Genomic DNA, 23,635 nt, shown 5'->3' with positions numbered 1-23,635 from the left:
TTATAGATATTGAAGGAACCTTCGTCAATATTTATAATAGTTTTGTTTTGAAAGGAGAAATTTTTATGAATAGTCTTAAGGGTAGGGTTGCTATTGTTACAGGTGCCAGTAGAGGTGTTGGAAAAGGAGTTGCACTGGGTCTTGCGGAATATGGCGCTACGGTATATATAACTGGGCGCACAGAAGATGGTAAGGAATTGCCACATTTTTTGAAAGACACGAATATATATAAAACTTCAGAAGAAGTAACAAAACTTGGAGGAGTTGGAGTTCCACATAAATGTGACCATTCGAAGGATGAGGAAGTAGAACTTTTATTTAAAAGAGTTATAGAAGAACAGGGTAGGTTAGATATATTGGTAAATAATGCTTGGGGGGGAGGTATCCATGCAATGCAAGAGTACTTTTTCAATACACCCTTTTGGAAGCAACCTGTTTCATTATGGGATGATAATTTCACAGTAGGTGTACGTTCAAATTATGTTGCTAGTAGTTTTGCAGCTGAAATTATGATGAAGCAAAAGTGTGGGTTAATTGTTAACATATCATTTTATGGAGGAAGGCGTTATATGAATAATGTTACATATGGAGTATGCAAAGCAGCGGTGGACAGATTATCAGCTGATACTGCCTATGAACTTAAGGACTATGGAGTGCCCGTATTCTCTCTGTACCCTGGACAGGTAAGTACTGAAGGGATGATTGAGTACGCAAAGTATGATAGCAACATTGATCTCGGTAAAATGGAATCACCTCAATTTGTAGGAAGGTGTGTGGCAGCTTTAGCAAATAATGAAAATGCTATTATAGACACAGGAAAGGTATTAATTACTGGGGAAGTGGCAGAACGCTATGGATTTACTGATATTGACGGAAAGCAGCCAAAGTCCTTAAGGTCAGAGCTGTGGTAAAGTAATATATTTTGGGGTGATAAGGAAGAGAATCCTTTCTATCCAGACTAAGCTTTTCAGAATAAGAAACCGCCGTTATCCATGCTATGGTGAACCGTACAATTAACAACTACAGTTTTTTCTGTAGGCTAGGCATATCAAATAGTGTGCCAGATTGGCATGGGGTACGGTTTGTTATAAAGGGACGTAGAGATAGGTAAACGAAGTTTAGAAGTCACATTTTATGTGGCTTTTTTCATGTGTGGGTTTTGTTGGGTGAGGGTGGCTCCACCAATCGCAAGAGGAAACACCAGAAAAGAAAAAGGATTAGTATTGAATGATATAAAATAATTTAAGATTAATAACAGATAGGAATTTCTAAAGGACTAAGACTTATAAACTTTAGTCCTTTTCTGTGTTTCTATATAAGTAAGATAAAAGAGCAAAGATGTTTATGGAATATATTGACAAGTAACATATATTAGATATATAATGAATGAAGATTCATTCAGTATTATTAGATAGGAGGGTGCTTAGATGACTAAAACTACAGAGAAAAATCAACAAAAGAGAGAATTAAGTAAAGAAAAAATCCGAGTAGCTGCTTTAAATCAATTTTCAAAGAAGGGTTTGTTTGCTACTCGTATTCATGATATTGCAATGGAAGCTAATATATCACAAGGCTTATTATACCGGTACTATCCTTCAAAGGATGATATTTTTATTGACCTAATAGATGATGCATTAGACAAGATAAATGAGGCTTCATATTATGTATATAATTTAGATATGAAGGCTAAGGAAAAAATAAGCTTAACCCTGACGGAGCTTTATAAAACCATTGATACCAGTGAAAGCTTTCGACAAACCTGCAGTCTAATAGCACAAGCCATGAACTCTACAGCAATACCCCCAAAAGCACAAGAAATACTTAATGAAAAACGCGATATTCCATATGAAATATTTGCAAAAATCATGGAACAGGGGCAAGAGGAAAATACAATTGTAGATGGAAACCCTCTAGATTTAGCAATTCTTTTTTGGAGCACCATCAATGGATTAGCAATTTTTAATACTACAAGACCATTACCATGCAGGTTACCTGATAAAGGTTTTATTGAATCTATGTTTTTTAAATAATTATTGAATTTAAAAGGAGATGTTTTTAATGAGTTTAAGAGGAAAAATCTTTCATGCTATGCTAAAATATAGGCATCTATTAAAGGGACAGTTAAGATCAGAGATAATAGACAAAAACACATCAATTGAAAAGTTACGACGTGAAACCGATGAGATGGCAGAAAAGCTGCTAAAAAAAATCGACGGGATTACCTTTAGGCAGTCGGAGTTTAAAGACTTCTATTCAGAATGGGTTGAACTGAAGGGAGCACCACAGGATAAGGTATTGCTTTATTTCCATGGAGGTGGATTTGTAATGGGTAATGCAAAATCTCACCGAAATATAGTTGGAAATATTGTAAAGTACCTAGGCGTAAATGCTTTAGTTTTCGATTATCGCCTTGCACCAGAGAATCCAGCTCCAGCTGCTGTTTATGACTCGGTTTCTATATATAAATGGTTACATGAGGAGGGATATAAAGCAGAAAATATAGCCTTTGCAGGGGATTCAGCTGGGGGGGGATTCTATTAGCAACAATGATAAAGTGTAAGGATGATGGAATACCATTGCCTGCTGTAGGAGCAACATTCTCACCATGTACAGATATGACACTATCTGGTGAATCCCATAAGAGTCGTGTAAAAGCGGACCCATGCACACCCAAAGGGGCCAATGAAACCTATTTGAGTTATTATGTTGGTAATGGTGATCCAGAACATCCATATGCTTCACCGTTATTTGGTGACTTGCATGGACTGCCTCCTATAATCATTCAAGTTGGTAATGATGAAACTCTACGGGATGATTCGGTTCTTTTTGCTGAAAAAGCAAAAAAATCAGGGGTAGAAGTGAAAATAAAGGTCTGGAATGGAATGTTTCATTGTTTTCCAGTGCTGGCACCTATGTTTCCTGAAGCCACAGAAGCTTTAAATGAAACTTGCAGTTTTTTGAGAGAAAAGCTTAATATATAGTAAGCAAAAATGTCGTGAATATAGAAAAACGAAATTATGTATTTTAAGACTTTTTTCTAAGTTACACTAGATATTTTAATCATCACAAACTAATTTAGTAGAACCTAGAGGTAAAAGAAGATTTTTAAAGTTTTACTAGAGCATTATGATAAAACGAGAGCATTATTTGTAGTTATAAGTAGATATCTAGAAAACCAATATGGGAGTTGAGTCATTTATACACTGTATTGAGTTATAATAAGTACATCAAAAGATCTCTTTAGAACTATTGATGGAGAAGTTCAAATACAGCGAAGCTAAATACATAGGATTTAGCTGCCTTTACAAAAACCGCAGTTGTAATGTTAAGTTGAACCTTATCATAAGTAACGGCGGTTTTCTATTAAAAGTTGTATTTTCAAAGTTTACAGAGCAGATGAATGGAGGGGAGTAGAGTAAGGCAAGTAATGACTTGCCTTCATGAAAATCGTTGATTTATTCACTTTCATGAGTCTCAGGATGAGATTTTATTTGGCTAGTTTTAGCAGTAGACTGCTTAGATAGTAATATAATTGAAGAAACAATCAACAAAAGGACCAGGATATGCCTAAAATAAATAGGTTCACCTAGTATAAAAGAAGAAAGAAGAAATACACTTACAGGGAAAATACCATAATAGGCACCTGCTGTACTGGCAGATACCTTTGATACTCCAGCAAACCATAGAGAAAAAGAAAGTACCGTAACAAAAGCACCGTAATAAAATATTGCAAAATAATGGGTATAGGTTAAAATCGAAAAGTTGAAATGATACTGCTCATATAAAGCAAAAGGCAGAGCAAGGATAAAGCCATAGAAAGAAACCATAAAGGTACTAACAATAGGAGATGGCACAGGTGAAAGTTTCTTTCTCAAAAGAGTAAATAAGGATTCTCCAAGTACAGCAATAAAAACAAGACTATTCCCCATTAGACGATAAGAAAGAGTAATATCTGTACTAATATTAATAAAATTAAAAACGACAATACCTAGAATACAAAGAAGTATTCCTAAAATAGTACTTGAGTGAATCTTTTCCTTCAAGAAAATCCAAGATAACAGAGTAATGACAGCTGGAATAGTACTGAGAATAATACCACTTTCTCCAGCACTAGTAAAACGAAGCCCATATAATAGAAAGACACGATACAAGAAAGTGCCCATCAAAGCCTGGAAAAATAAAATAAGTAAGTTTTCTTTAGAAAGTTGTACTAAATCAGAGCTTTTTTTCATGAGTAAAATAATAATCCCTGAAAATAATAGGGCGATAGATAAGGTATACATTTGAAATAAGAAAACTGGCATATCCATTACCACGATTTTTCCAACCACCACAGCACTTCCCGATATAAACATACCTAAAGTCATTTCTACAAAGGCCCTATAAGATTGTTTCATCTAACCACTCCTTTTAAAATAAATCTTATTTATGGTATTATAATAGCATGAGAAAAGTGGTGTAATGTAGGCACACTTTTCATTAAATTTCATAGGTCCACTTGGAGGAATGAAAATGATTTGGATTACAATAGATAAAAAAATTAATATACCTATAATCCAACAAATTTATAGCCAGATTCGAGATGCGATATTGTCAGGCAAGTTAAAGGAGGGCAATAGGCTTCCCTCCACAAGAGTTGTAGCACAAGAGCTCAATGTATCTAGAAATGTGGTTATAGAAGCCTATGACCAGTTAGTGAGTGAAGGCTACATACAAGGTCATAAAGGCTCTGGAACCTATATAACTGAAGATCTTCAAATAGATATACTGAAAGAAAGTTCATCCCCACAAAAACAGATTCCGTCAAAAGATCAAGAAGCATCAATAAAAATTAACTTTCGTTCCGGTATCCCTGCACTAGACTACTTTCCTCATAATAGATGGGGGCATATTTATAAAAGCATTTGTTCAGAAATAGAAACTAAAGATCTAGGCTACTCAGAAACTATAGGGCATCCAAGATTAAGAAAAACATTGGCAGATTATTTACAGCAAATGAGAAAAGTCAAATGTCACGAAAACCAAATCATTATTACTAATGGTGCTGTACAAGCCCTCAGTATTATAGCTCAAGTACTATTAAAAGAAGGTGATAGGTTTATCATTGAAGATCCTACTAATATAGATATTAGAAAATCCTTTGAAAGAAGAGGAGCTATAGGCATGCCGATTCCTGTAGATGAGCAGGGACTAAAAACGGGATTACTCCCTCAGGAGCTACATCCTAAACTAATCTTAGTAACACCTTCCCACCAATTTCCTCTCGGGGGTGTAATGCCAATTGCAAGACGATTAGAGCTCATCCAGTATGCGAAACAAAAAAACTGCTATATAATTGAAGACGACTACGATAGTGAATACCGATATGAAGGCTATCCAATACCATCTATTCAAGGGCTGGCACCAGAAAATGTTATATACATAGGAACCTTCAGTAAAATATTATCCCCCGCCCTAAGGATAGGTTATTTAATCCTTCCAGAAAAACTAGTTGACAGTTGTAGTAAAGAGAAGCATATCGTTGATCTACACACAGAAACCTTGACTCAGCTGGCACTAGAAAGGTTTATTGAAGAAGGACAATTACTAAAACACATTAGAAAAATGAAGAAAATTTATAAAAGAAGACAAAACCTGCTAATTCATGAGCTAAAAAGCAACTTCCCCCATATAAAAATAATGGGAGAATCTACAGGTATGCATTTAGTCGCTCAATGGAGAGACAAAACCTTTACAAAAGAAGACCTAGATAAACTAAGAAGTGAAGGCCTAAATATACACTGTGTTTGTGAATATACAGTTGGTAGAGATCAGCATTTAAATCAATTAATTTTTGGTTATGGGAATGTAGAGGAAAAGATGATAACAGAAGGGATTAGTGTATTGAAGCGGATTATACAGGGATAAATCTATTTTCATATGGATGGACCAAAGAAGATTTTTACTTCATGACGTAAGAATTTTAATTTTATAGGGGAAAAAATATGAATGATTATGTAGCTTTATTAATTAAAGATTATGTAAAAAAAATGCATTGATTATTGTGTAGCTGGGGCAAATTCAATTAATAATGGATATCCTTTTGTAGATAAAAAAAGGTACAATGACCAAATTTATGATGACAATATACCGCAGTATTCTATTGGGACAGGAGATGCATGTGGTAAATGTATGTGTAATGTGCCATGCTCTTTAACAAGTCCTGTAAGCAGGATAAAATAGCAAAAGAATTAAATGTATGTACTAAAAACTAAGGAGGATGGGGAAATGATAAAAGGAAAAAACATTGACTTAAGGCTAGTAACAGATGAGGACTTAGAGTATCTCTATTCAGTTACAAATGATTTATCTAATACAGGTGAATATTGGCCTCTTATGCTGGAGACCAAGAAGTCCTTTCTAGACAAATTCGCCCAATCAGGGTTTTGGAATGATAATGCTGGAAAAATGCTTATGGTAGACAAGGAAGACAATATTTTAGGAGAGATGAATTACTTTAGAGGACTATGGTACATGCCTGGCTATGAGATAGGCTATAGAATATATCGTCCTATCGATAGAGGCAAAGGATTTGCAAGCGAAGCTCTAGAGCTTTTTATTGATTTTATGTTTAGATCAAAACAGATCAATAGACTTGAAATAGAAGCTGATGTGGATAATCTGGGTAGCAAGAGAATTGCAGAAAAATGTGGGTTTAAAGTTGAAGGAATTAAGAAGCAGGCGTCATTTTTAAATGGTAGATATCGAGATATTGTTTTATTGGCCCTAGTTAAAGAGGATTATTTAAATAATTCAAAATAATGGAAATAAAAAGTTATAATGCATGACTCTGTATAATAATGGAGGTGTTTCTATGAAAACAAAAACCATTCTTGAAACTGAAAGGTTGATAATGAGAGAATTTGATGAATCAGATTTATGTGAGTATATTGAGCTAATTAGTGATGAAAATGTATATAAGTGGTTGGGTAATAGAAAGCAAAAGACCAGTGAGGAAGCAAGAAATACTATCAACTACTTTATCAAGGAGTTTTCAAAAAATGGCATCGGTGTTTTTGCTGTTATATCAAAGGAAAGCAAAAAACTAATAGGTCAAGTTGGCGTTAAGTACATAAATGAACTTGATGCAACAGAATATTTATATGCATTAGACTACAGAGAGTGGAATAAAGGATATGCTACAGAAATAGGTAAAAATTTCATCCAGTATTATAGAACTAAATTTCCAAATAAGAAGCTAGTAGCAATTGTATACCCTGATAACATTCAATCAAAGAAAGTATTATCTAAACTTAATTTTGAATTTAAAGGGCAGAAGGAAATATTTGAGACAAAGTTAGATTATTATGAAATTTAATTAGTGTAGTATTCTCATTTTATTTTTATTGAGAACCAATTACCTTATGTTATTGGTTTATTTATCAATCTTGCATAAGTGAAACCCAATGCTTTTATGATAAGCTACAGAAAATAATATAAGAGAGGTGATATTATGAGCAAACATCATATCTATACAATGAGTTTCGCAAAAGTCTATCCCCATTATGTTGCGAAGGCGGAGAGAAAAGGACGTACAAAATCTGAAGTCGATGAAATTATTCAATGGTTGACTGGATATAGCCAGGAAGAGTTAGAAGCGCAACTGGAAAAACAGACAGACTTTGAGACCTTCTTTGCGGATGCTCCCCAACTGAATCCTTCACGAGCTTTGATCAAAGGGGTGGTCTGCGGTGTCCGAGTGGAAAACATCGAAGAACCAACTATGAAGGAAATTCGCTATTTGGATAAGCTGATCGATGAGTTAGCAAAAGGAAAAGCGATGGATAAGATTTTACGGAAATAATTAAAAACGAAGAACACTGATTCCATATATAATAATATAAGGGACTCGGTGTTTTTTGTTGAATTGGAAATAATCTTGAAACTTCTGAAAAACCAGTCCTGAAATACGGTATAATAAAACTTTAGCATTTATATTTACCCTATAATAAGCACCTTGTAGAGTTATTCATAGTATGTTAAACTTATAGTAAAATTTCAGATGGGTAGAATTACCATTAAGGCTTAATAAGAGCAGAGCTTATAAGATTAGTTAGTTTAATAATATGGTTTCATATTAAATTTTAATTGGAGGGAAAATTATGATACCAACACCACATATAGAATCGAAAAATAAGGATGAAATCGCAAAAACTGTTATAATGCCTGGGGATCCCCTGCGGGCAAAGTTCATAGTAGATACATTTTTGGCCGATGTAAAACAGTTTAATAAAGTTAGAAATGTTTTTGGATATACCGGAACCTACAGAGGAAGAAGAATTTCTGTTATGGCAAGTGGTATGGGAATGCCCAGCATAGGGATCTATTCCTATGAGCTTTACAAGTTTTACGACGTAGAAAACATAGTGCGAATCGGATCCTGCGGAGGGTATACTCCAGAGGTCAAATTGTATGATGTAATATTGGCGAAGGATGCCTGGAGTGAATCTAGCTATGCTAAAGTGCAAAGTGGTTATGAAGGTGACATTATAGAGGGTACTCCAGAATTAAACCGGAGTCTTATAAACTATGCAAATGAATTAGGGATTCCCATTCATATAGAGAGAATTCATACTTCTGATGTATTTTATAGGGAAAATTTTGATGAATATAAGGAAATATATGAGAAGTATGGCTGTGTGGCTGTAGAAATGGAAGCTTTTGCACTTTTCCATAATGCAAAGGTCCTTGGAAGGAATGCATCATGTTTACTTACTGTATCCGACAACCTTGCAACTAAAGAAATAACAACTTCTGAAGAACGACAAAATGCATTTACCAATATGATGAAGATCGCCTTGGAAATGGCAGAGTAGAAAAAATAAAATAAAAGTAGACGGTATACTTTTAAGATTATTTACTGAGAAATTAGAAAGGATTACCTATAAGAATCACCTTAGAAGGAGAGTACTCAGCATGGCTACTATTGTCGATCCTAATAAGAGATTTAGTTGGAATTTTAATTATGTTAATATGTAAATAAGATACTGTATATATAGGGTTACTAACTTAATATTAGATTAAGTTAGTAACCCTATATTATTTGAATAGAAGGCTTTGAAGGAAGTCATAGGGGCAGAGGATCAGAGGAAAAGAGACTTAGGGGGTGTACTATGGAATTAATATTTAATGAATCTAGACAAATCTATATTTCCAAAATTAATGCTGTGCAAGACTATATCGAAAAACATTTGGAGGATGAGTTACATATAGAACAGCTAGCTAATATAGCATGTTTTTCTGTTTTTCATTTTCAAAGGATTTACCATCAAATAACGGGTGAAAGTCTATATAGTTTTATTAAGAGATTGCGGCTAGAAAAAGCTGCCTTTCTAATTCGTAGCAATAGGAGTCTTCCAATTTTAGATATTGCCCTAACAGTTGGATTCTCCAATCAAGCGTCATTTGCTAAAGCATTCAAAGAAAGATATGGAATAAATGCAAGTCAGATTAGAAAGCTTAATGATTTAGATTTAATTAAGGTTAATTATAGCACAAATGGAAAAGTATTTTATGAAAAGGAGCATTATAATATACCTATAGACCTATCTATTAGATCAAAGGAACCCACAAAGGTGATATATATCAGGCACATTGGCTCCTATAAAGGGGATTCCCATCTGTTTATGGGTATGTTTTCAAAGCTTTATGATTATGCCTCTTCCCAAAACCTTATCGAGAAGGAATCAGCATGGTTTGCTGCATATCATGATTATGGCGATCTGACAATGGAAAATAAACTGAGGGTCAGTGTTTGCATGTCTATTGCTGAAGATGTAGCAGGAGTTGGAGAATTTGGAAGTATGCATCTAGAAGGCGGAAAATATGCTGTTGGTAAGTTTTTACTTAAGAAAGATGAGTATCAAGGTGCTTGGAATTATATGTTTTCTAAATGGTTGCCGGAGAGTGGTTATATACCTGATGACAGGATATGTTTTGAGCATTATCCATTGGAAGGATTTATTGAAGGTAAAGAGGGGAGGGTTGTAGAGATTTTCATTCCAATAGCTCCCCTTAAATGAAAGGAATGATTATTAAATGAAAAAAATTAAGTGTGTTGCTATTGGGAATTATGAAGTGTTGAAGAGCAAATTTGATGGTACAGATAGTATCATAAAAATGGTGATAAATGAAGAATTCAGAGATGCGTTGATAAAATTAGATCATTTTAGCCATTGCCTTATTTTTACCAAATGTGAAGAAGGAATTATTTGCTATGGTGCAGTATTGAAGGAAATAAATGAAAAAAGCGGAGAAATGGTAGTGGAAGGTAGAGCTCTAGAAGGTGAGCTTGTAGATATTAAACCATATTTCCCATGTGAAGAAAGAGTTCATGATAGTACCGAAGAAAATATATTCGATATGATCCCCTTCAAAGGTGAGCATATTGGAGAGTATCTGTTTGTGAATCATAGGGGACTAATACAATTTTATGAAAATGAAAAACTATCGGGAAATAAAATAAAAGGAACTCTTGAAAAAATAAAGACTGGAGATTATATTCGTGTGCTTTGGTGGTTTCATAGATTTGATGACAAAAAATATCGCAGCTGCTGTATGTGTAATCCACCCTATGAAAATTCCCCGAAGTCTGGAATTTTTGCAACCAGGTCTCCGGTAAGGCCCAACCCACTGGCGTCAACTGTTGTAAAGGTACTACATGTAGATCCGCATAATCATAATATTGTCGTATCAGGCTTTGATGGGTTTGAGCACTCTATTGTTTTACAAATTATGCCTTATAGTGAGGTTGAGGTTTTTGATGATGCAAAGGTACCATTATGGTTAGAGCATTGGACAAGATTCAAGGTGTTTCAAGAAACAATGGAAAACAGTATGCCAATTGATATAACAACAAAAGAAGCTACCAATGAAGAGGTAATATATTTGAAGGAGCTTGAAGGTGATGATTGCTTTGAATTAAACATTAATCAAAATGAAATTATAGTAGAAAATGCATCAATTAATAACTTAAAGGATATTTCTGTAAGAATTCCTAAAGAAAAAATTACAGTAATCACTGGAGTTAGCGGAAGTGGTAAGTCAAGTCTTGCCTTTGACACGATTTATCATGAAAGTCAAAAACAGTTTATTGATTTAGTTGCTTCCAACCCACCTATTGTAAATGATTCAAAGGACACTAAGGTTGGAAAAATAACGGGACTACAGCCATCTATAGCAATTGAACAGACACAGCTAGGTTTAAACCCTAGATCAACAGTTGGCTCTGTAACAAGAACTAGTGACTTTTTAAGATTATTATTTGCTACAATAGGTGAGGGTATATGCCCCCATTGTAATATTCCTGTGCCAGAAAATAATGTATGTAGCAGTTGCGGTACCATTTTTTTTGAGTCCACTCCAGCTCTATTTAATTACAATCATACAGAATATATGTGTCCTGTATGCAAAGGACTGGGTGAGGAAATGCAAGTTGATTTAGATCTGATTGTAAACAACCCTGATATTTCCATATTAGATGGAGCATCTGTATGGTGGGGTAATCTGAGAAAACATAGGGAAAAGCCTAATGCTAACTGGATGCGGGGAGAGATTCTTGCATTAGCTGAAGATATGAAGGAGAATTTAGAAGTCCCCTTCAAGGATCTTTCTGATGAATTTAAGCGACAACTCTTTTATGGCTCAGCAGGAAGGGAAGTGAGCTTGAGTTATGAGAATACTAATGGTAGAAAGGGTACCATCACACGACCAGTGGAAGGTGTTATCAATACTTTGAATCGTTTGGTAAGGGAAAATAATGCAGATAAATCTATGACTCATTTTGAACGCTTTATTGTTAAGAAAAAATGTAGTAGGTGTCAAGGAGAACGACTTATGGATGAAGGTCGTTTAGTTAGGATAGGATTTACAAGATATCCAGAAGCTACCAAAATGAATATAACAAGACTTAAATATTGGTGTCATACTACATATGATAAGTTGTCTATAACAGAAAAAGAAAAAACTAAGGGAATATTTATAAAACTACTTACTAGATTAAAAAGGCTTGAGCAAGTTGGATTAAGTTACCTATGTCTGGATAGAAGCATCCCTTCATTGTCTGGTGGTGAGGCTCAGAGGCTGAAAATTGCATCACAATTTGGTTCGGGACTAACCAATATCCTATATGTTATGGATGAACCATCAAAAGGATTACACCCAAAAGATTTTCAATTTCTGATGGGAATCATCAAGGATTTAAAGAAGCTAAATAATACAGTGGTGATGGTTGAGCATAAAAAAGAATTTATTGATATGGCCGATTTCATAGTGGAAATTGGTCCAGGAGCTGGTCAATACGGAGGAGAATTGCTGCGTGCTGAAGAAGTAGAAGGTCAGATTAAGGATTATATAGATGATTTTCCTTATCAGGTGCAAGACAAGGTGATTAAAGGGGAGAGTAAATTATCAATAAAAGGTGCAAGGACTAATAATCTTAAAAATATTGACATTACAATTCCCCTATCAAAATTGATATGTGTGATTGGGGTCAGTGGTTCAGGGAAAAGTAGTCTTATATCCAAGACTTTATATCCCGCAGTTTTAAAAGAGCTTGGAAAAAGCTTTGATACACCTGAAGATTATGATAGTATAATTGGCACTAAAAATATAAGCAATATATATTATGTTGGTCAAAAAGCGATTGGAAGGACTCCAAGATCAAATCCTGGAACGTACACAGGAGTATTCGATTTGATTAGAGATTTTTATGGAAATTTAGAAGAAGCCAAAAAGAAGAAACTGACTAAGGAATGTTTTAGTTTTAATAGTACTAAGGGTCAATGTGAGGAATGCAAAGGAGCAGGACAAATAGCAGTTCCTATGTATTTTATGTCGGATATATACACCATATGCTCAAGGTGCAATGGAAAGAGATATAAGGAGAAGGTCTTAGGGGTTAAGTATAAAGGATATTCAATTTCAGATTTGTTGGAGCTTGAAATCAGAGAAGTAAAGGAATTATTTAAAGAAGAAGATAAAATCTTTAAGATACTGGATATGCTGGATAAAGTAGGACTTCCTTACATTAAGTTAGGTCAAAGTGCTACAACCTTGTCAGGTGGAGAAGCACAGAGAATAAAACTAGCAAAAGGATTATGTGATGAGAAAACTCAAGATGCAATATATATACTTGATGAGCCCACAACTGGATTACATGACGAAGATATAAAAAAACTGGTGTATATCCTGAAGGAGCTTACAAATAATGGAGCAACAGTAATTGTAATAGAGCATAACCCTTTACTGATACAGCAAGGGGATTGGATTATTGAGATGGGGCCACAGGGTGGAGATCTTGGTGGATATGTTGTAAGAGAAGGATGGTTACAGTAAGTACCATATAATAATCAATATGACAATTAGAGAATTCATGAATTTTCTAAGTATTTTTCCATTTATAAGTAGCTATAATAGTTATTTTATAAAAAACTATACTAACCTTGTGATAATTCTTACAAATTACTATATTACTATATATTTCCATGATAGAATTATATTATGATTAAGAAAAGTCGAATTACTACAAATAATTTAATGGTTTCGGGGTTGTTAAATATAAAATTAGGAGGATATATGGATGAAAACACCTTATATAAAGATTGATATCTCAAAAATCCAACATAACGCAAGAACAATAGTTAATCAGTGTAAAGAATATGGAGTATCAGTAACAGGAGTTACAAAAGGTACATTGGGAATGCCTGAAGTTGCACAAGCTATGATTCGTGGAGGGGTTGAATGGATTGGAGAATCTCGCCTGGATAATATTGAAGGACTGAGGAAAAGTAATATTCATGTACCTATACTATTAATGAGATCACCCCATATGTCAGAAATTGAAAGGGTTGTTTCTGTGGCAGATTACAGCTTGAATTCTGAGTATGAGGTTATAAGAGCCCTATCTGAAGCTAGCTTAAAAAAAGGGACAATACATAAAATTATTATAATGGTTGATCTAGGTGATTTACGGGAGGGTGTTTGGCCGGATGAATTAATTCCTCTAGTTAAAGAAATTATTTCCATGAGAGGTATTCAAATAGTTGGTCTTGGAACTAATTTGACGGATTTAAATGGAACGATACCAACTTATGAGAATAATAAACAGTTAGTTGATTTAGTCGAAGAAGTAGAAGATAAATTTATGATAAAGCTTCAGTATTTATCGGGTGGAAATTCTAGTTCTTTTAAACTCTTGTCCTCAGGTAAATTGCCTGATCGGATTAATCACTTTAGAATAGGAGAAGGGATACTTCTAGGCCGAGAGACAGTAGGTAGAGAATTATGGCATGGTACTTATCAAGATGCGTTTACTTTATGTGCAGAAATAATTGAGAAAAAATCAAAACCGTCATTGCCTGTAGGTGAAATTGGACAAGATGCATTTGGTAATACCCCTACTATTGAGGATAGAGGAATAATGACACGGGCTATTCTAAATATGGGTCGCCAGGATACAAATATCGATGGTCTAATACCCAGTCAATCGAAAATTAAAGTTATAGGTGCTACTAGTGACCATACATTAGTTGACATGACACAAATCCCAGATAAGAATATTGGTGACATTGTATCATTCGACTTAAACTATGCAGCTTTACTTACTTCTATGACCTCTCCATTTGTAAGAAAAGTTATATTGTAAGTTATTAAAAACTTTAAATAAAATAGAATAAAAGACCTATACTTCTCCACTGGTGTTGACAGAATCAACCTGTAGTACAGCTTCAGATACTGGTTTTAATTTTGACGTTTGAACTAGAAACACTCCCATAAGGATAACCCCTGTACAAATAAGTATCTTTAGTGAAATAGGCTCCTTCAAAACAATAAAACCGAGAAATATTGCAACCAAAGGATTAACATAGGCATAGGTTCCAGCTTTAGAAGCGGGCCATCTCATAAGTATATAGATATAGCAGCTATAAGCTAGTACTGAACCGAATATAGCCAAATATAAAATAGATCCTATACCCTTTAGTGTTAGGTTAACGCGGGACACTTCGCCTAAGAATATTCCAATTGATGTAAGAACAATTCCTCCTGCCAGCATCTGTATACCTATATGGGTTACAATTGAACCAGTAGATCTAAACTGTTTTGAGTATACAGAGCCTATTGACCAAAACAGGGTGGCACATATAAGTATTAAGGCTCCGCTTACATTGATGGCTCCTGTTCCTGAACTGGTGATTACAAGTAAAACCACCCCCGAAAATCCAAGAATGAGACCAAACCAGCCTTTACCAGCAATCCTACTGGACTTAGGTAAACAAAGCTCTATTAATGCCATAAAGATTGGCATAGAGGCAACTATAAGGGAAGTTATACCAGAATGAACCCATTGGCTGGCCAATACTACTAAGCCATTGCCTCCCACCAATAAAAATAGCCCTACTATTGAAAGTCTTCTAATATCAATTTTATTAGGAAACTTCAGGCCTTTTAAACAAGCATAAATAACCATAGCTAAGCCTGCCAGCAAAAAACGAAGGCCAGCAAATAACGCTGGAGGGAAAGCACTAACACCTATTCTTATGGCTAAATAGGTAGAGCCCCATACAATGCAAACACACAAAAATGCCAATATATTTTTTCTCTCATCCTTGTCATTCATAAAATCCATGACATATAACCTCCATAAAATTAATCTAATAGATTAATTATAGTCTATTTCAAGAATATATTCCTATATTTTTTATTTAATATTAGAAGTTTATCTGAATGAAGAAATAAATCTATCCAATGGTGGTTACTACATAGAAAAGATTGCCTTGTTTCGTAATTACAAAAAGTAAGAGGTGCAATGACAAGACAATAGCACATCTTACTTTTTTATTGATAATTTTATTAGGTGGTTAGTATTAATTTTCTAGATTTTTAAACAATTCAATAATCCATAAAATTCTTAGCGCTACTATCTGAATAAATAGAAGTTTGTAAAAACCCACTGGCCGTTAATTAATTCATATAAAAATTCATGACTTTCGTATCCAATAACACTGTAGTCCGCTCCAAGCAGCTCAACTTCAACTGTGTAGATGAATTTTACATCGCTTTCTTGTCGCACCTCAAAAGCTTCCTCGCCTTTATAAATATCTGTCCCTCTATCAGCTAAAATACCATATAATTCTCCATCAATATCTCGATAACGCTTAAATTCAGTATTCAATACTTCTTCAGCTATATCTTGGGAAAATATTGAATGAAAGTAGTTTTCCAGGTCAACATAGGTTTTAATAGTATCATGATTTACTTTATTGTATATCATCCCATCAGCTTCCTTAGTGGTAGACTCCACAGGCATAGTGCTAATTTCAAACCATGTAAAAGCCTCATAGGCTTTAATATATGCTTCATCAACATCTTGGATACTGGGTATAGCAGCCCTGTCTTTTCCCTGTAATTCGGTATTGCAACCCCAAAGTGGTAAAAATAATAAAAATACAATTAATAGAAATAAAATCTTTTTCAAAATCAAAACACCTCCTTTTTCAGTATAATCTATTATAAATTGAAGTTCAATAATAGGGAAAAAACCACCGAAATAAGCACCTTTGCAGATTTTACCTATAAGTTAAACGCCTACATTATTGTATAATGGACATATAAGTAAAGTGCCACAGCAACCTATGGTAGCAAATTTAGACTATTAACTATACACCTTAGTCGCCACATAAAGGAGAATTAAAATGAAAAAAATCCAATGGCTGACTCTTTTGAAGGTAGGTCAACTTATTTTTTTTTATATAACCATTACTTATATTCTACCAACAATGACACAGCTTTTTATTCCTCAGTATATATTATTGATGATTTTATTTACATTTTTGTCTCAAAGTAAAGGCTTTATATTATTGATAGCTTATATGTTAATAATAGGAATTAGTTATCTGGTTTTGGGATTTATCAATGGATATGATATTTCATTGGAATGGAAAGCAATTATATATCATATGACATTAACCACCAATGCAGCAATTATATATAGCTCAACATACCTTACAGGAAGGTTAGAGCAGGAAAATTGGAAATTGAGTCAAAGAATTAATGAGCTAGAAGCTTTTGTTGGCTACACAAGACTACTAACAAAACAGGAATTTGAAAAAAGAAGCAATTTAATAAAAATGGCCATGGCTAGACGGGGAGAAGAAGGTTATCAACTGTATTTTTCATTAGAAGAAATTGATCCCATTATACAAAAATCCATATTTAGTACTTTAACAGATATAGCGTTAACAGTCTTTAGAAGTGAGTATGATTTAGTTGGTAAATATGATGATAATACCTTTGTTTTGTTACTTCAAAATACAGATAATGAAGGGATGACCATAGCTTTAAATCGTTATTTAAGCATTGTAAGATCAAAAGTTAATCTAAAGGAAAGTGACCTTCTTATTAAAGTAGAGTATATTGGAATAGTTGATAATAAGGTGATGAATATATGAGATATCTATTTTTGATTAACACTATTGTTTTTTTAGTTATTATACTATATTACTCAATACTTACAATTTACGGATTGTATTATCGAACCAAGGCCAGGGAATCAAAAGTATTGGATACTTACCCAAGTGTAGATATATTAATCCCCGCCCACAACGAAGGAAAGGTTATTCAAAAGACTCTAGATGCAATAATTAAATTGGATTATCCCGGTGAAGTTCAGATTTATCTATTAAATGATAATTCTAAAGATGATACAGGAATAATTGCTGAAGCCTTTGCTAAAGCATATAATAATCTGCACCATATTAAAGTCCCCAAAGGAGAGCCCCGAGGGAAATCAAGAGTTTTAAACTACGGACTTAGTATTTCTAATTCACTGTATTTTGTCGTCTATGATGCCGACAACCAACCAGAGGTACAGTCCTTAAGGTTACTGGTGGAAGCAGCAGTAAAGATACCTAATTCTGCAGGCGCTGTAGGGTACGTAAGAACAATAAATGAAAATAAAAACTTACTAACTCGTATGATCTCATTAGAGTTTCAAGTATTTCAGTTATTAATGCAATCTGGAAGATGGGTTTTGTTTAATACAGGCTCATTAACAGGAACAAATATGCTGGTAAAACGCTCAACCATAGACAAAGTAGGGAATTATGATGTTTTTGCCTTAGCTGAGGATGCAGAGCTGACATTAAGAATCACCAACATAGGTCAGCTACTGCCAATAGTACCTGAAGCAATTACCTGGGAACAAGAGCCAGAAGAGATAAAAGTTCTGATCAAGCAGCGAACAAGGTGGTTGCATGGTAATTTATATCTATTAGAAAAAATGTTTAGCTCTATAGATAATTTTAAGGGTAAAATGTTGGTACATAGTCTACAACAGGTTTTAGTATATATTGTATTCTTAACATTTTTAATGCTTTCCCATGGATGGTTTATTGCGGGACTCTTGGGATTTTTTAATTCTAACATACAGCTACCTTTTTTACTTATTTGGTATATGTCTTATCTTGTTTATACTTCTCAGGTCTTTAGTGCACAGGTGGTTGAAAAAACAGTATCTCCAATAAATATGGCTGTAGGGTTTATATCATATTTTACCTATTGTCAGCTCTTCATATTTCTCTTTTTCAGGAGTCTATTCTTCTATATAAAAGCAAAGAAACAGAAGAAGGTTATCTCATGGGATAAAACAATTCGATTTTAGCGGGTAACCCATAATCATTTAAAATGCTCTTTTTTATTCTGTAAATTTCTATAATTAGTATAAAAAATTTATTAACAAACCCTCCTAACGGTATTAAAGAATGTCATAGGAGGGTTTTTCTTTTGAATTTTAGTTAATATTATTGTTTAAGGGATTACCAAGAACTCCATAGAAAAATAGGGTGATCAGTTCTTTAAATAAATGTTTACTTACCCCAATATCTAAGAATGCATCTGATCTCTTACCCTCTCTAAACATATTAATATAGATTAAAATAGCTTCATTGGAAATATTATGCTTAATATAACCTTCTTCTCTTCCGTTTTCAAACAGCTTCATCATTAAAGGGATAAACTTATTATCAGCAAAATCCTTAGCCATCTGTCTCAGAATAGGGTCTTCAGACATCATTGATTTAAGAAAATCTGAATTCAAGGCAGATAAAGCTTCTGGTTTTTCAGCCAGAAAGAGTTCAAGCTTTTCGGGGAAAGGGAGGTTGGCTTCAATAATATCTGTAGCCTCCTTCAAGCTCTTATTCATAAAGACTGTAATTACGTCTCTTAACAGCTCATCCTTACTGCCAAAGTAGTTATAAATAGTTACTTGAGATACCTTTGCCTGCTTTGCTATTTCAGCAATACTGACCTTTTTAACCCCATACACAGAAAACAGATCGAAGGCTGCTTGACAAATATTTTCTTTTTTTCTTTCCTTGCGACGTTCAAAACCATCCATTATATTCACCTCTATAATAGTTTACTATAAATTATGAAATATATCAATTAAATAACTTCATAACTTATTGACAAAAAAACTAATTTTATATATTATGTAATATATAAATAAAAATAGTTCATAATATATAGAAAGAGGTGATATTTATGAAAGAATATGTATTATCATTTAAACAAATAAATGGTACAAATCTACCAGAAGTAGGAGGAAAAGGTGCTAATTTAGGAGAACTTTCAAAAATTGCAGGAATAATAGTGCCGGAGGGAATTTGTGTTACTACAGAAGCCTATAAAAAAATAGTTGAAGATAATAAAGAATTAGATTCATTGATGGATCAATTGTCGCTGTTAAGCCTGAAGGATAGTGAAAAAATTGCCCAGGTCAGCAAGAAAATTCGTTTGGTTATTGAAGGGACAGAAATTCCCAAGGATATTGTAATGGCTATAAGCTTAGAAATAGAAAAGCTTGGAGAAAAACATCCTTATGCTGTTCGTTCCAGCGCTACAGCAGAAGATTTGCCATTGGCATCATTTGCTGGACAGCAGGATACCTATTTAAACATACTGGGTATAGATTCAATTCTGGAGCATATAAGAAGGTGCTGGGCTTCACTATATACAGACCGTGCTGTAACCTATCGTATACAGAATAGGTTTGAGCATCGAAAGGTGTATCTTTCAGTTGTTGTTCAGAAAATGATTTTCCCCGAAGCCTCTGGAATAATGTTTACAGCCGATCCTATAACAGGTAATAGAAAGGTGGTATCTATAGATGCAAGCTTTGGACTTGGAGAAGCCTTAGTTTCGGGCTTAGTGAATGCTGATAACTACAAAGTGCGAGAGGAAAATATCCTTGAGAAAAAGGTAGCCACTAAAAAAATAGCCATTTATTCCCTACAAGGTGGAGGGACTGAAGAGAGGGAAATTCAGCCACAACAGCAAAATGTGCAAACTCTGACAGATGAGGAAATTTTACGACTTAATGATATAGGGAGAAGAATAGAGAAATATTTTAAACGTCCTCAAGATATCGAATGGTGCTTATTTAATGGAGAGTTCTATATTGTTCAAAGCAGGCCAATTACAACCCTCTACCCAATACCAGAAAACGACGGAAAGAACAGAGTATATGCATCTATGGGTCATCTGCAGATGATGACAGAAGATATTAAGCCATTGGGTATGTCCTTCTGCAAAATGTTGTCATTTTGGTTTGGTGAAAACTTAAATGCTGCCGGTGGAAGGCTTTTTATAGATGGAACCTATGATCTAGCCTCGCCAATAGGAAGGAAGGTTTTGATTACTAGTACCGGCAAGGCTGATATTTTAATGAAGAATGCCCTTGTAAACTTAATGAAACGAAAGGATTTTGTTAAGACACTACCTCGAGGAAAAGGGTCTATAAATATGAGCTCAGGAATTCTATCGTGGATACCACCGATTATAAAAACATATAGAGAAAATAATCCTATAATTATTGAAGAACTAATCGCATATAACGAAAAACTGATACTTGAGATGGAGGAGAGGATTAAAAAGTTATCAGGTGATGAGTTGTTGAAATTTATTTTACAGGATACTAAAGATTTAAAAGCTACCCTAACAGGACCCGGGAACATGAGTATGATGGCCATCGGAGGCTTGGTAACTAACTGGGTTAATTCAAAAATGGAAAAATGGTTAGGTGAAAAGAATGTTGTAGATATCCTTTCCAAATCTGTAAAAAATAATGTTACTTCAGAAATGGGGTTGGCACTTCTAGATGTATCTTGCATAGTTGCTAAGTATCCAGAGGTAATAGAGTACTTTAAAGATGCTAAAGATGATACCTTTTTTCAGGATCTATCCAAGCTAAAAGGCGGCGTTGTAGTAAAGGATGCAATAGAAGAATATCTAAAATTATATGGTATGCGTTGTGCTGGAGAAATAGACATTACAAAGCCCCGCTGGAGAGAGAAGCCGACTGCTCTCATTCCTATGATCATCAGTACAATAAATAGCTCTGAGCTTAATTCAAGCAGTATTATATTTCAACAAGGTCTATTAGAGGCAGAAGGGAAGGAAAGGGATCTTTTAAACCGTTTGGAGCAATTGCCTGGTGGAAAGAGAAAGGCTAAAAAAGCAAAAAAGATGTTCAGTATGCTACGAAACTTTATAGGCTTCAGAGAATATCCAAAGTATTCCTTCATAAAGCGTTTCCAAATATATAAGACTGCACTATTGAAGGAAGTATCCCTACTGGTTCAAAAGGGACTTATAAAGGAACCTGAGGACATTTTTTATCTATACTTTGATGAACTTCATGAGGTTATTAGAACAAATCGACTAGACTATAGTATTATAAATAAACGAAAAGCTGACTACGAGATCTATGAAAAATTAACACCACCTAGAGTAATGACCTCAGAGGGGGAAATTATAACGGGAGAATATAATAATGGTAATATTCCGGAGGGTGCTTTGGCGGGTGTGGCTGTGTCATCAGGTGTCATAGAAGGAAGAGCACGGGTTGTTTTGAAACTTGAGGACGCCAATATAGAAGAAGGGGACATTCTGGTTACAACATATACAGACCCTAGCTGGACACCTTTGTTTGTATCTGTCAAAGGGTTAGTTACTGAAGTAGGTGGACTGATGACCCATGGTGCAGTTGTTACTCGGGAATATGGTATACCTGGAGTTGTAGGGGTGGAGAATGCCACAAAATTAATAAAAGATGGACAGCGAATTCGAATAAATGGAACTGAGGGATATGTAGAATTGCTATAACGATAAACTGTCATTACATTATAACAATGACTATTTAAAATGGGGCCCTTAGACTGGAGGAAAACCATGCCTATAAAAGAAAACAAGGCTTTAAATACTAACTTTACATTATTTCTTCTTGGTAGGATGGTATCCGATACGGGAACAAGTATTCAAATGATGATAATGCCACTATATATAATAGATGCTGGTGGCACGGCAGCCACCATAGGATTATTTTCATTTTTGTCCCTTCTCCCTGCCCTTTTTGTTTATCCATTTGCAGGTGTTCTGGGTGATAGGCTTAATAGAAAAAAAATTATGGTGATAACAGACTTTATAAGTGCAGGAGTGATTTTGTCTTTAGGGTTAATATCTTATATGAATTTGATGAGAATTTCTCTGCTGCTGATAGTGCAGGTAATTATATCTTTGTTAAATGGATTATTTGAACCGGCTACAAGGGGAATGCTGCCTCAATTGGTTGCTAAAGATGAATTGACCAGAGGAAACTCTACAGTAGCATCAACAAGGAGTGCATCAGTTATGCTGGGGCCTGTAATTGGAGCTGCCCTTTATGCTAACTTTGGCATTACGATAGTATTTTTTGTCAATGGAATTTCATTTTTGTTATCAGGAATCACCGAGATGCTTATAAAATATAAACATTCTAAGCGAGAAGTAGCTGGAGGCATAAGGGGGATTCTGGATGATTTATCGGAGGGTATTAGATTTATTTTATCTAATAAAATCATTAGTAGGCTATGCCTTTTCTTTTTAGTTGTCTATTTAGTAGTACAACCATTCTTTAGTGTAATACTACCATTGTTTTTTAAAACCAGTTTAGATTACTCTGATGTACAATATGGTTACTTGCAAATGATAATTGTATTCGGAGCACTATTGGGAAGTCTAACAATAGGTATACTCTATGGAAAGGATGCAAAGGTAAGAAGTCCCTTGATGGGAGGAGCAGGATTGCTAATATTGACAATGCTAATGTATGCATTATTGATGCTTCCAAGAACTCTAGCTACATTAGGAAATAACACAACCCAATACTTTGCTTCATTGGCAGTAGTTTTATGTCTATTTAGTACAGCTAATATGTTTATAGCTATCCCAGTACAGGCATATATACAAAAAGAAACCCCCAACCAATACATGTCAAGGGTATTTTCTTTGGTAAGTATGATTTCTAGAGGGGGAATTCCGTTAGGTGCATTAGTATATGGATTTGTCCTTGAGAAAGTTTCAATGCATTGGGTGGTACTGGTGGCTACTTTAATGATGCTGCTGCTTTCCATAGGATTTTTAGCCTCATTAAACAATGAAAAAATTAAAGAAAAGTGATTAGAAATACACCCATAAAAATTAGCAACTGCCCCTTCTGATAAATAATTAGAAGGGGCAGTTGCTGTTTAGCCAGCTTATTAAAAACAATTATTATTTAAAG

Annotated in this window: 20 protein-coding genes; 16 read left to right on the top strand and 4 right to left on the bottom strand. The window is 34.4% G+C overall.

Features of this window, described 5'->3' with window-relative positions:
- The first annotated feature begins 65 nt into the window (after positions 1-65).
- The 4 genes from BLP68_RS07705 to BLP68_RS07690 all read left to right on the top strand — a co-directional run bounded on the left by BLP68_RS07705 (position 66) and on the right by BLP68_RS07690 (position 2,981).
- The gene (locus BLP68_RS07705) at positions 66-911 is read left to right on the top strand and encodes an SDR family NAD(P)-dependent oxidoreductase (RefSeq protein ID WP_207647893.1); all 846 of its coding nucleotides are present in this window, start codon (positions 66-68) and stop codon (positions 909-911) included.
- Between the two features lie 516 nt (positions 912-1,427).
- Positions 1,428-2,030 carry a TetR/AcrR family transcriptional regulator gene (locus BLP68_RS07700; protein ID WP_091542004.1) on the top strand — a complete coding sequence of 201 codons (603 nt, stop codon included), beginning with the start codon at positions 1,428-1,430 and terminating at the stop codon, positions 2,028-2,030.
- 28 nt (positions 2,031-2,058) lie between these two features.
- Entirely contained in the window at positions 2,059-2,541 is a 483-nt protein-coding gene (locus tag BLP68_RS07695) for an alpha/beta hydrolase fold domain-containing protein (RefSeq protein WP_176758915.1), read from the top strand.
- A gap of 5 nt (positions 2,542-2,546) precedes the next feature.
- On the top strand, positions 2,547-2,981 hold the full coding sequence (locus BLP68_RS07690; RefSeq protein WP_091541998.1) for an alpha/beta hydrolase fold domain-containing protein: 435 nt from the start codon (positions 2,547-2,549) through the stop codon (positions 2,979-2,981).
- Between the two features lie 474 nt (positions 2,982-3,455).
- Here the strand turns inward: BLP68_RS07690 and BLP68_RS07685 are convergent, their stop codons facing one another.
- On the bottom strand, positions 3,456-4,397 hold the full coding sequence (locus BLP68_RS07685; protein WP_091541997.1) for a DMT family transporter: 942 nt from the start codon (positions 4,395-4,397) through the stop codon (positions 3,456-3,458).
- Between the two features lie 115 nt (positions 4,398-4,512).
- Here BLP68_RS07685 and pdxR point away from each other — a divergent pair, with 115 nt between their 5' ends.
- The 8 genes from pdxR to BLP68_RS07645 all read left to right on the top strand — a co-directional run bounded on the left by pdxR (position 4,513) and on the right by BLP68_RS07645 (position 14,683).
- Positions 4,513-5,907, top strand: coding sequence for a MocR-like pyridoxine biosynthesis transcription factor PdxR (gene pdxR, locus BLP68_RS07680; protein ID WP_176758914.1), 1,395 nt, complete (start codon positions 4,513-4,515; stop codon positions 5,905-5,907).
- 360 nt (positions 5,908-6,267) lie between these two features.
- Positions 6,268-6,801, top strand: a complete 534-nt coding sequence (locus BLP68_RS07675; RefSeq protein WP_176758913.1) for a GNAT family N-acetyltransferase — start codon at positions 6,268-6,270, stop codon at positions 6,799-6,801.
- Between the two features lie 52 nt (positions 6,802-6,853).
- Positions 6,854-7,357 carry a GNAT family N-acetyltransferase gene (locus tag BLP68_RS07670; RefSeq protein ID WP_176758912.1) on the top strand — a complete coding sequence of 168 codons (504 nt, stop codon included), beginning with the start codon at positions 6,854-6,856 and terminating at the stop codon, positions 7,355-7,357.
- A 135-nt stretch (positions 7,358-7,492) separates the two neighbouring features.
- Positions 7,493-7,843, top strand: a complete 351-nt coding sequence (locus BLP68_RS07665) for a DUF2200 domain-containing protein (RefSeq protein ID WP_091541986.1) — start codon at positions 7,493-7,495, stop codon at positions 7,841-7,843.
- A gap of 298 nt (positions 7,844-8,141) precedes the next feature.
- Positions 8,142-8,855: a purine-nucleoside phosphorylase gene (gene deoD, locus BLP68_RS07660; protein WP_242876937.1), complete on the top strand. Its 714-nt coding sequence runs from the start codon at positions 8,142-8,144 to the stop codon at positions 8,853-8,855.
- Positions 8,856-9,152: 297 nt separating this feature from the next.
- Positions 9,153-10,061 (top strand): AraC family transcriptional regulator, encoded by a 909-nt coding sequence (locus BLP68_RS07655; RefSeq protein WP_091541983.1) that lies wholly within the window; start codon positions 9,153-9,155, stop codon positions 10,059-10,061.
- A 16-nt stretch (positions 10,062-10,077) separates the two neighbouring features.
- Positions 10,078-13,374, top strand: a complete 3,297-nt coding sequence (locus tag BLP68_RS07650) for a TrmO family methyltransferase domain-containing protein (protein ID WP_091541982.1) — start codon at positions 10,078-10,080, stop codon at positions 13,372-13,374.
- A 244-nt stretch (positions 13,375-13,618) separates the two neighbouring features.
- The gene (locus tag BLP68_RS07645) at positions 13,619-14,683 is read left to right on the top strand and encodes an alanine/ornithine racemase family PLP-dependent enzyme (RefSeq protein ID WP_091541980.1); all 1,065 of its coding nucleotides are present in this window, start codon (positions 13,619-13,621) and stop codon (positions 14,681-14,683) included.
- A 36-nt stretch (positions 14,684-14,719) separates the two neighbouring features.
- Here the strand turns inward: BLP68_RS07645 and BLP68_RS07640 are convergent, their stop codons facing one another.
- Positions 14,720-15,664 (bottom strand): EamA family transporter, encoded by a 945-nt coding sequence (locus tag BLP68_RS07640; RefSeq protein WP_242876936.1) that lies wholly within the window; start codon positions 15,662-15,664, stop codon positions 14,720-14,722.
- A 291-nt stretch (positions 15,665-15,955) separates the two neighbouring features.
- Positions 15,956-16,513 carry a hypothetical protein gene (locus tag BLP68_RS07635; protein ID WP_091541978.1) on the bottom strand — a complete coding sequence of 186 codons (558 nt, stop codon included), beginning with the start codon at positions 16,511-16,513 and terminating at the stop codon, positions 15,956-15,958.
- A gap of 217 nt (positions 16,514-16,730) precedes the next feature.
- On the opposite strand from BLP68_RS07635, the gene BLP68_RS07630 reads away from it, so the two are divergent.
- Entirely contained in the window at positions 16,731-17,486 is a 756-nt protein-coding gene (locus BLP68_RS07630; RefSeq protein WP_091541975.1) for a hypothetical protein, read from the top strand.
- Positions 17,483-18,697 (top strand): glycosyltransferase family 2 protein, encoded by a 1,215-nt coding sequence (locus tag BLP68_RS07625; protein WP_091541973.1) that lies wholly within the window; start codon positions 17,483-17,485, stop codon positions 18,695-18,697. The genes BLP68_RS07630 and BLP68_RS07625 overlap by 4 nt, the downstream gene beginning before the upstream one ends.
- A 129-nt stretch (positions 18,698-18,826) precedes the next feature.
- On the opposite strand, the gene BLP68_RS07620 is transcribed toward BLP68_RS07625, so the two are convergent.
- On the bottom strand, positions 18,827-19,432 hold the full coding sequence (locus BLP68_RS07620; protein WP_091541970.1) for a TetR/AcrR family transcriptional regulator: 606 nt from the start codon (positions 19,430-19,432) through the stop codon (positions 18,827-18,829).
- A gap of 146 nt (positions 19,433-19,578) precedes the next feature.
- On the opposite strand from BLP68_RS07620, the gene ppsA reads away from it, so the two are divergent.
- On the top strand, positions 19,579-22,200 hold the full coding sequence (gene ppsA / locus BLP68_RS07615; protein ID WP_091541967.1) for a phosphoenolpyruvate synthase: 2,622 nt from the start codon (positions 19,579-19,581) through the stop codon (positions 22,198-22,200).
- 66 nt (positions 22,201-22,266) lie between these two features.
- Positions 22,267-23,532, top strand: coding sequence for an MFS transporter (locus BLP68_RS07610; RefSeq protein ID WP_091541964.1), 1,266 nt, complete (start codon positions 22,267-22,269; stop codon positions 23,530-23,532).
- Positions 23,533-23,635: the final 103 nt, after the last annotated feature.

The organism is Alkaliphilus peptidifermentans DSM 18978 (assembly GCF_900101495.1).
In the GTDB taxonomy this organism is placed as follows: domain Bacteria; phylum Bacillota; class Clostridia; order Peptostreptococcales; family Natronincolaceae; genus Alkaliphilus_C; species Alkaliphilus_C peptidifermentans.
This window is presented reverse-complemented; position numbering and strand designations above follow the sequence as displayed.

Coding starts and splice junctions, on each gene's coding strand:
- ppsA (WP_091541967.1), top strand. CDS start 19,579: ATGAAAGAATATGTATTATCATTTAAACAAATAAATGGTACAAATCTA.
- BLP68_RS07675 (WP_176758913.1), top strand. CDS start 6,268: ATGATAAAAGGAAAAAACATTGACTTAAGGCTAGTAACAGATGAGGAC.
- BLP68_RS07650 (WP_091541982.1), top strand. CDS start 10,078: ATGAAAAAAATTAAGTGTGTTGCTATTGGGAATTATGAAGTGTTGAAG.
- BLP68_RS07640 (WP_242876936.1), bottom strand. CDS start 15,664: ATGGATTTTATGAATGACAAGGATGAGAGAAAAAATATATTGGCATTT.
- pdxR (WP_176758914.1), top strand. CDS start 4,513: ATGATTTGGATTACAATAGATAAAAAAATTAATATACCTATAATCCAA.
- BLP68_RS07705 (WP_207647893.1), top strand. CDS start 66: ATGAATAGTCTTAAGGGTAGGGTTGCTATTGTTACAGGTGCCAGTAGA.
- BLP68_RS07700 (WP_091542004.1), top strand. CDS start 1,428: ATGACTAAAACTACAGAGAAAAATCAACAAAAGAGAGAATTAAGTAAA.
- BLP68_RS07625 (WP_091541973.1), top strand. CDS start 17,483: ATGAGATATCTATTTTTGATTAACACTATTGTTTTTTTAGTTATTATA.
- BLP68_RS07685 (WP_091541997.1), bottom strand. CDS start 4,397: ATGAAACAATCTTATAGGGCCTTTGTAGAAATGACTTTAGGTATGTTT.
- BLP68_RS07645 (WP_091541980.1), top strand. CDS start 13,619: ATGAAAACACCTTATATAAAGATTGATATCTCAAAAATCCAACATAAC.
- BLP68_RS07620 (WP_091541970.1), bottom strand. CDS start 19,432: ATGGATGGTTTTGAACGTCGCAAGGAAAGAAAAAAAGAAAATATTTGT.
- BLP68_RS07670 (WP_176758912.1), top strand. CDS start 6,854: ATGAAAACAAAAACCATTCTTGAAACTGAAAGGTTGATAATGAGAGAA.
- deoD (WP_242876937.1), top strand. CDS start 8,142: ATGATACCAACACCACATATAGAATCGAAAAATAAGGATGAAATCGCA.
- BLP68_RS07610 (WP_091541964.1), top strand. CDS start 22,267: ATGCCTATAAAAGAAAACAAGGCTTTAAATACTAACTTTACATTATTT.
- BLP68_RS07630 (WP_091541975.1), top strand. CDS start 16,731: ATGAAAAAAATCCAATGGCTGACTCTTTTGAAGGTAGGTCAACTTATT.
- BLP68_RS07655 (WP_091541983.1), top strand. CDS start 9,153: ATGGAATTAATATTTAATGAATCTAGACAAATCTATATTTCCAAAATT.
- BLP68_RS07690 (WP_091541998.1), top strand. CDS start 2,547: ATGATAAAGTGTAAGGATGATGGAATACCATTGCCTGCTGTAGGAGCA.
- BLP68_RS07665 (WP_091541986.1), top strand. CDS start 7,493: ATGAGCAAACATCATATCTATACAATGAGTTTCGCAAAAGTCTATCCC.
- BLP68_RS07695 (WP_176758915.1), top strand. CDS start 2,059: ATGAGTTTAAGAGGAAAAATCTTTCATGCTATGCTAAAATATAGGCAT.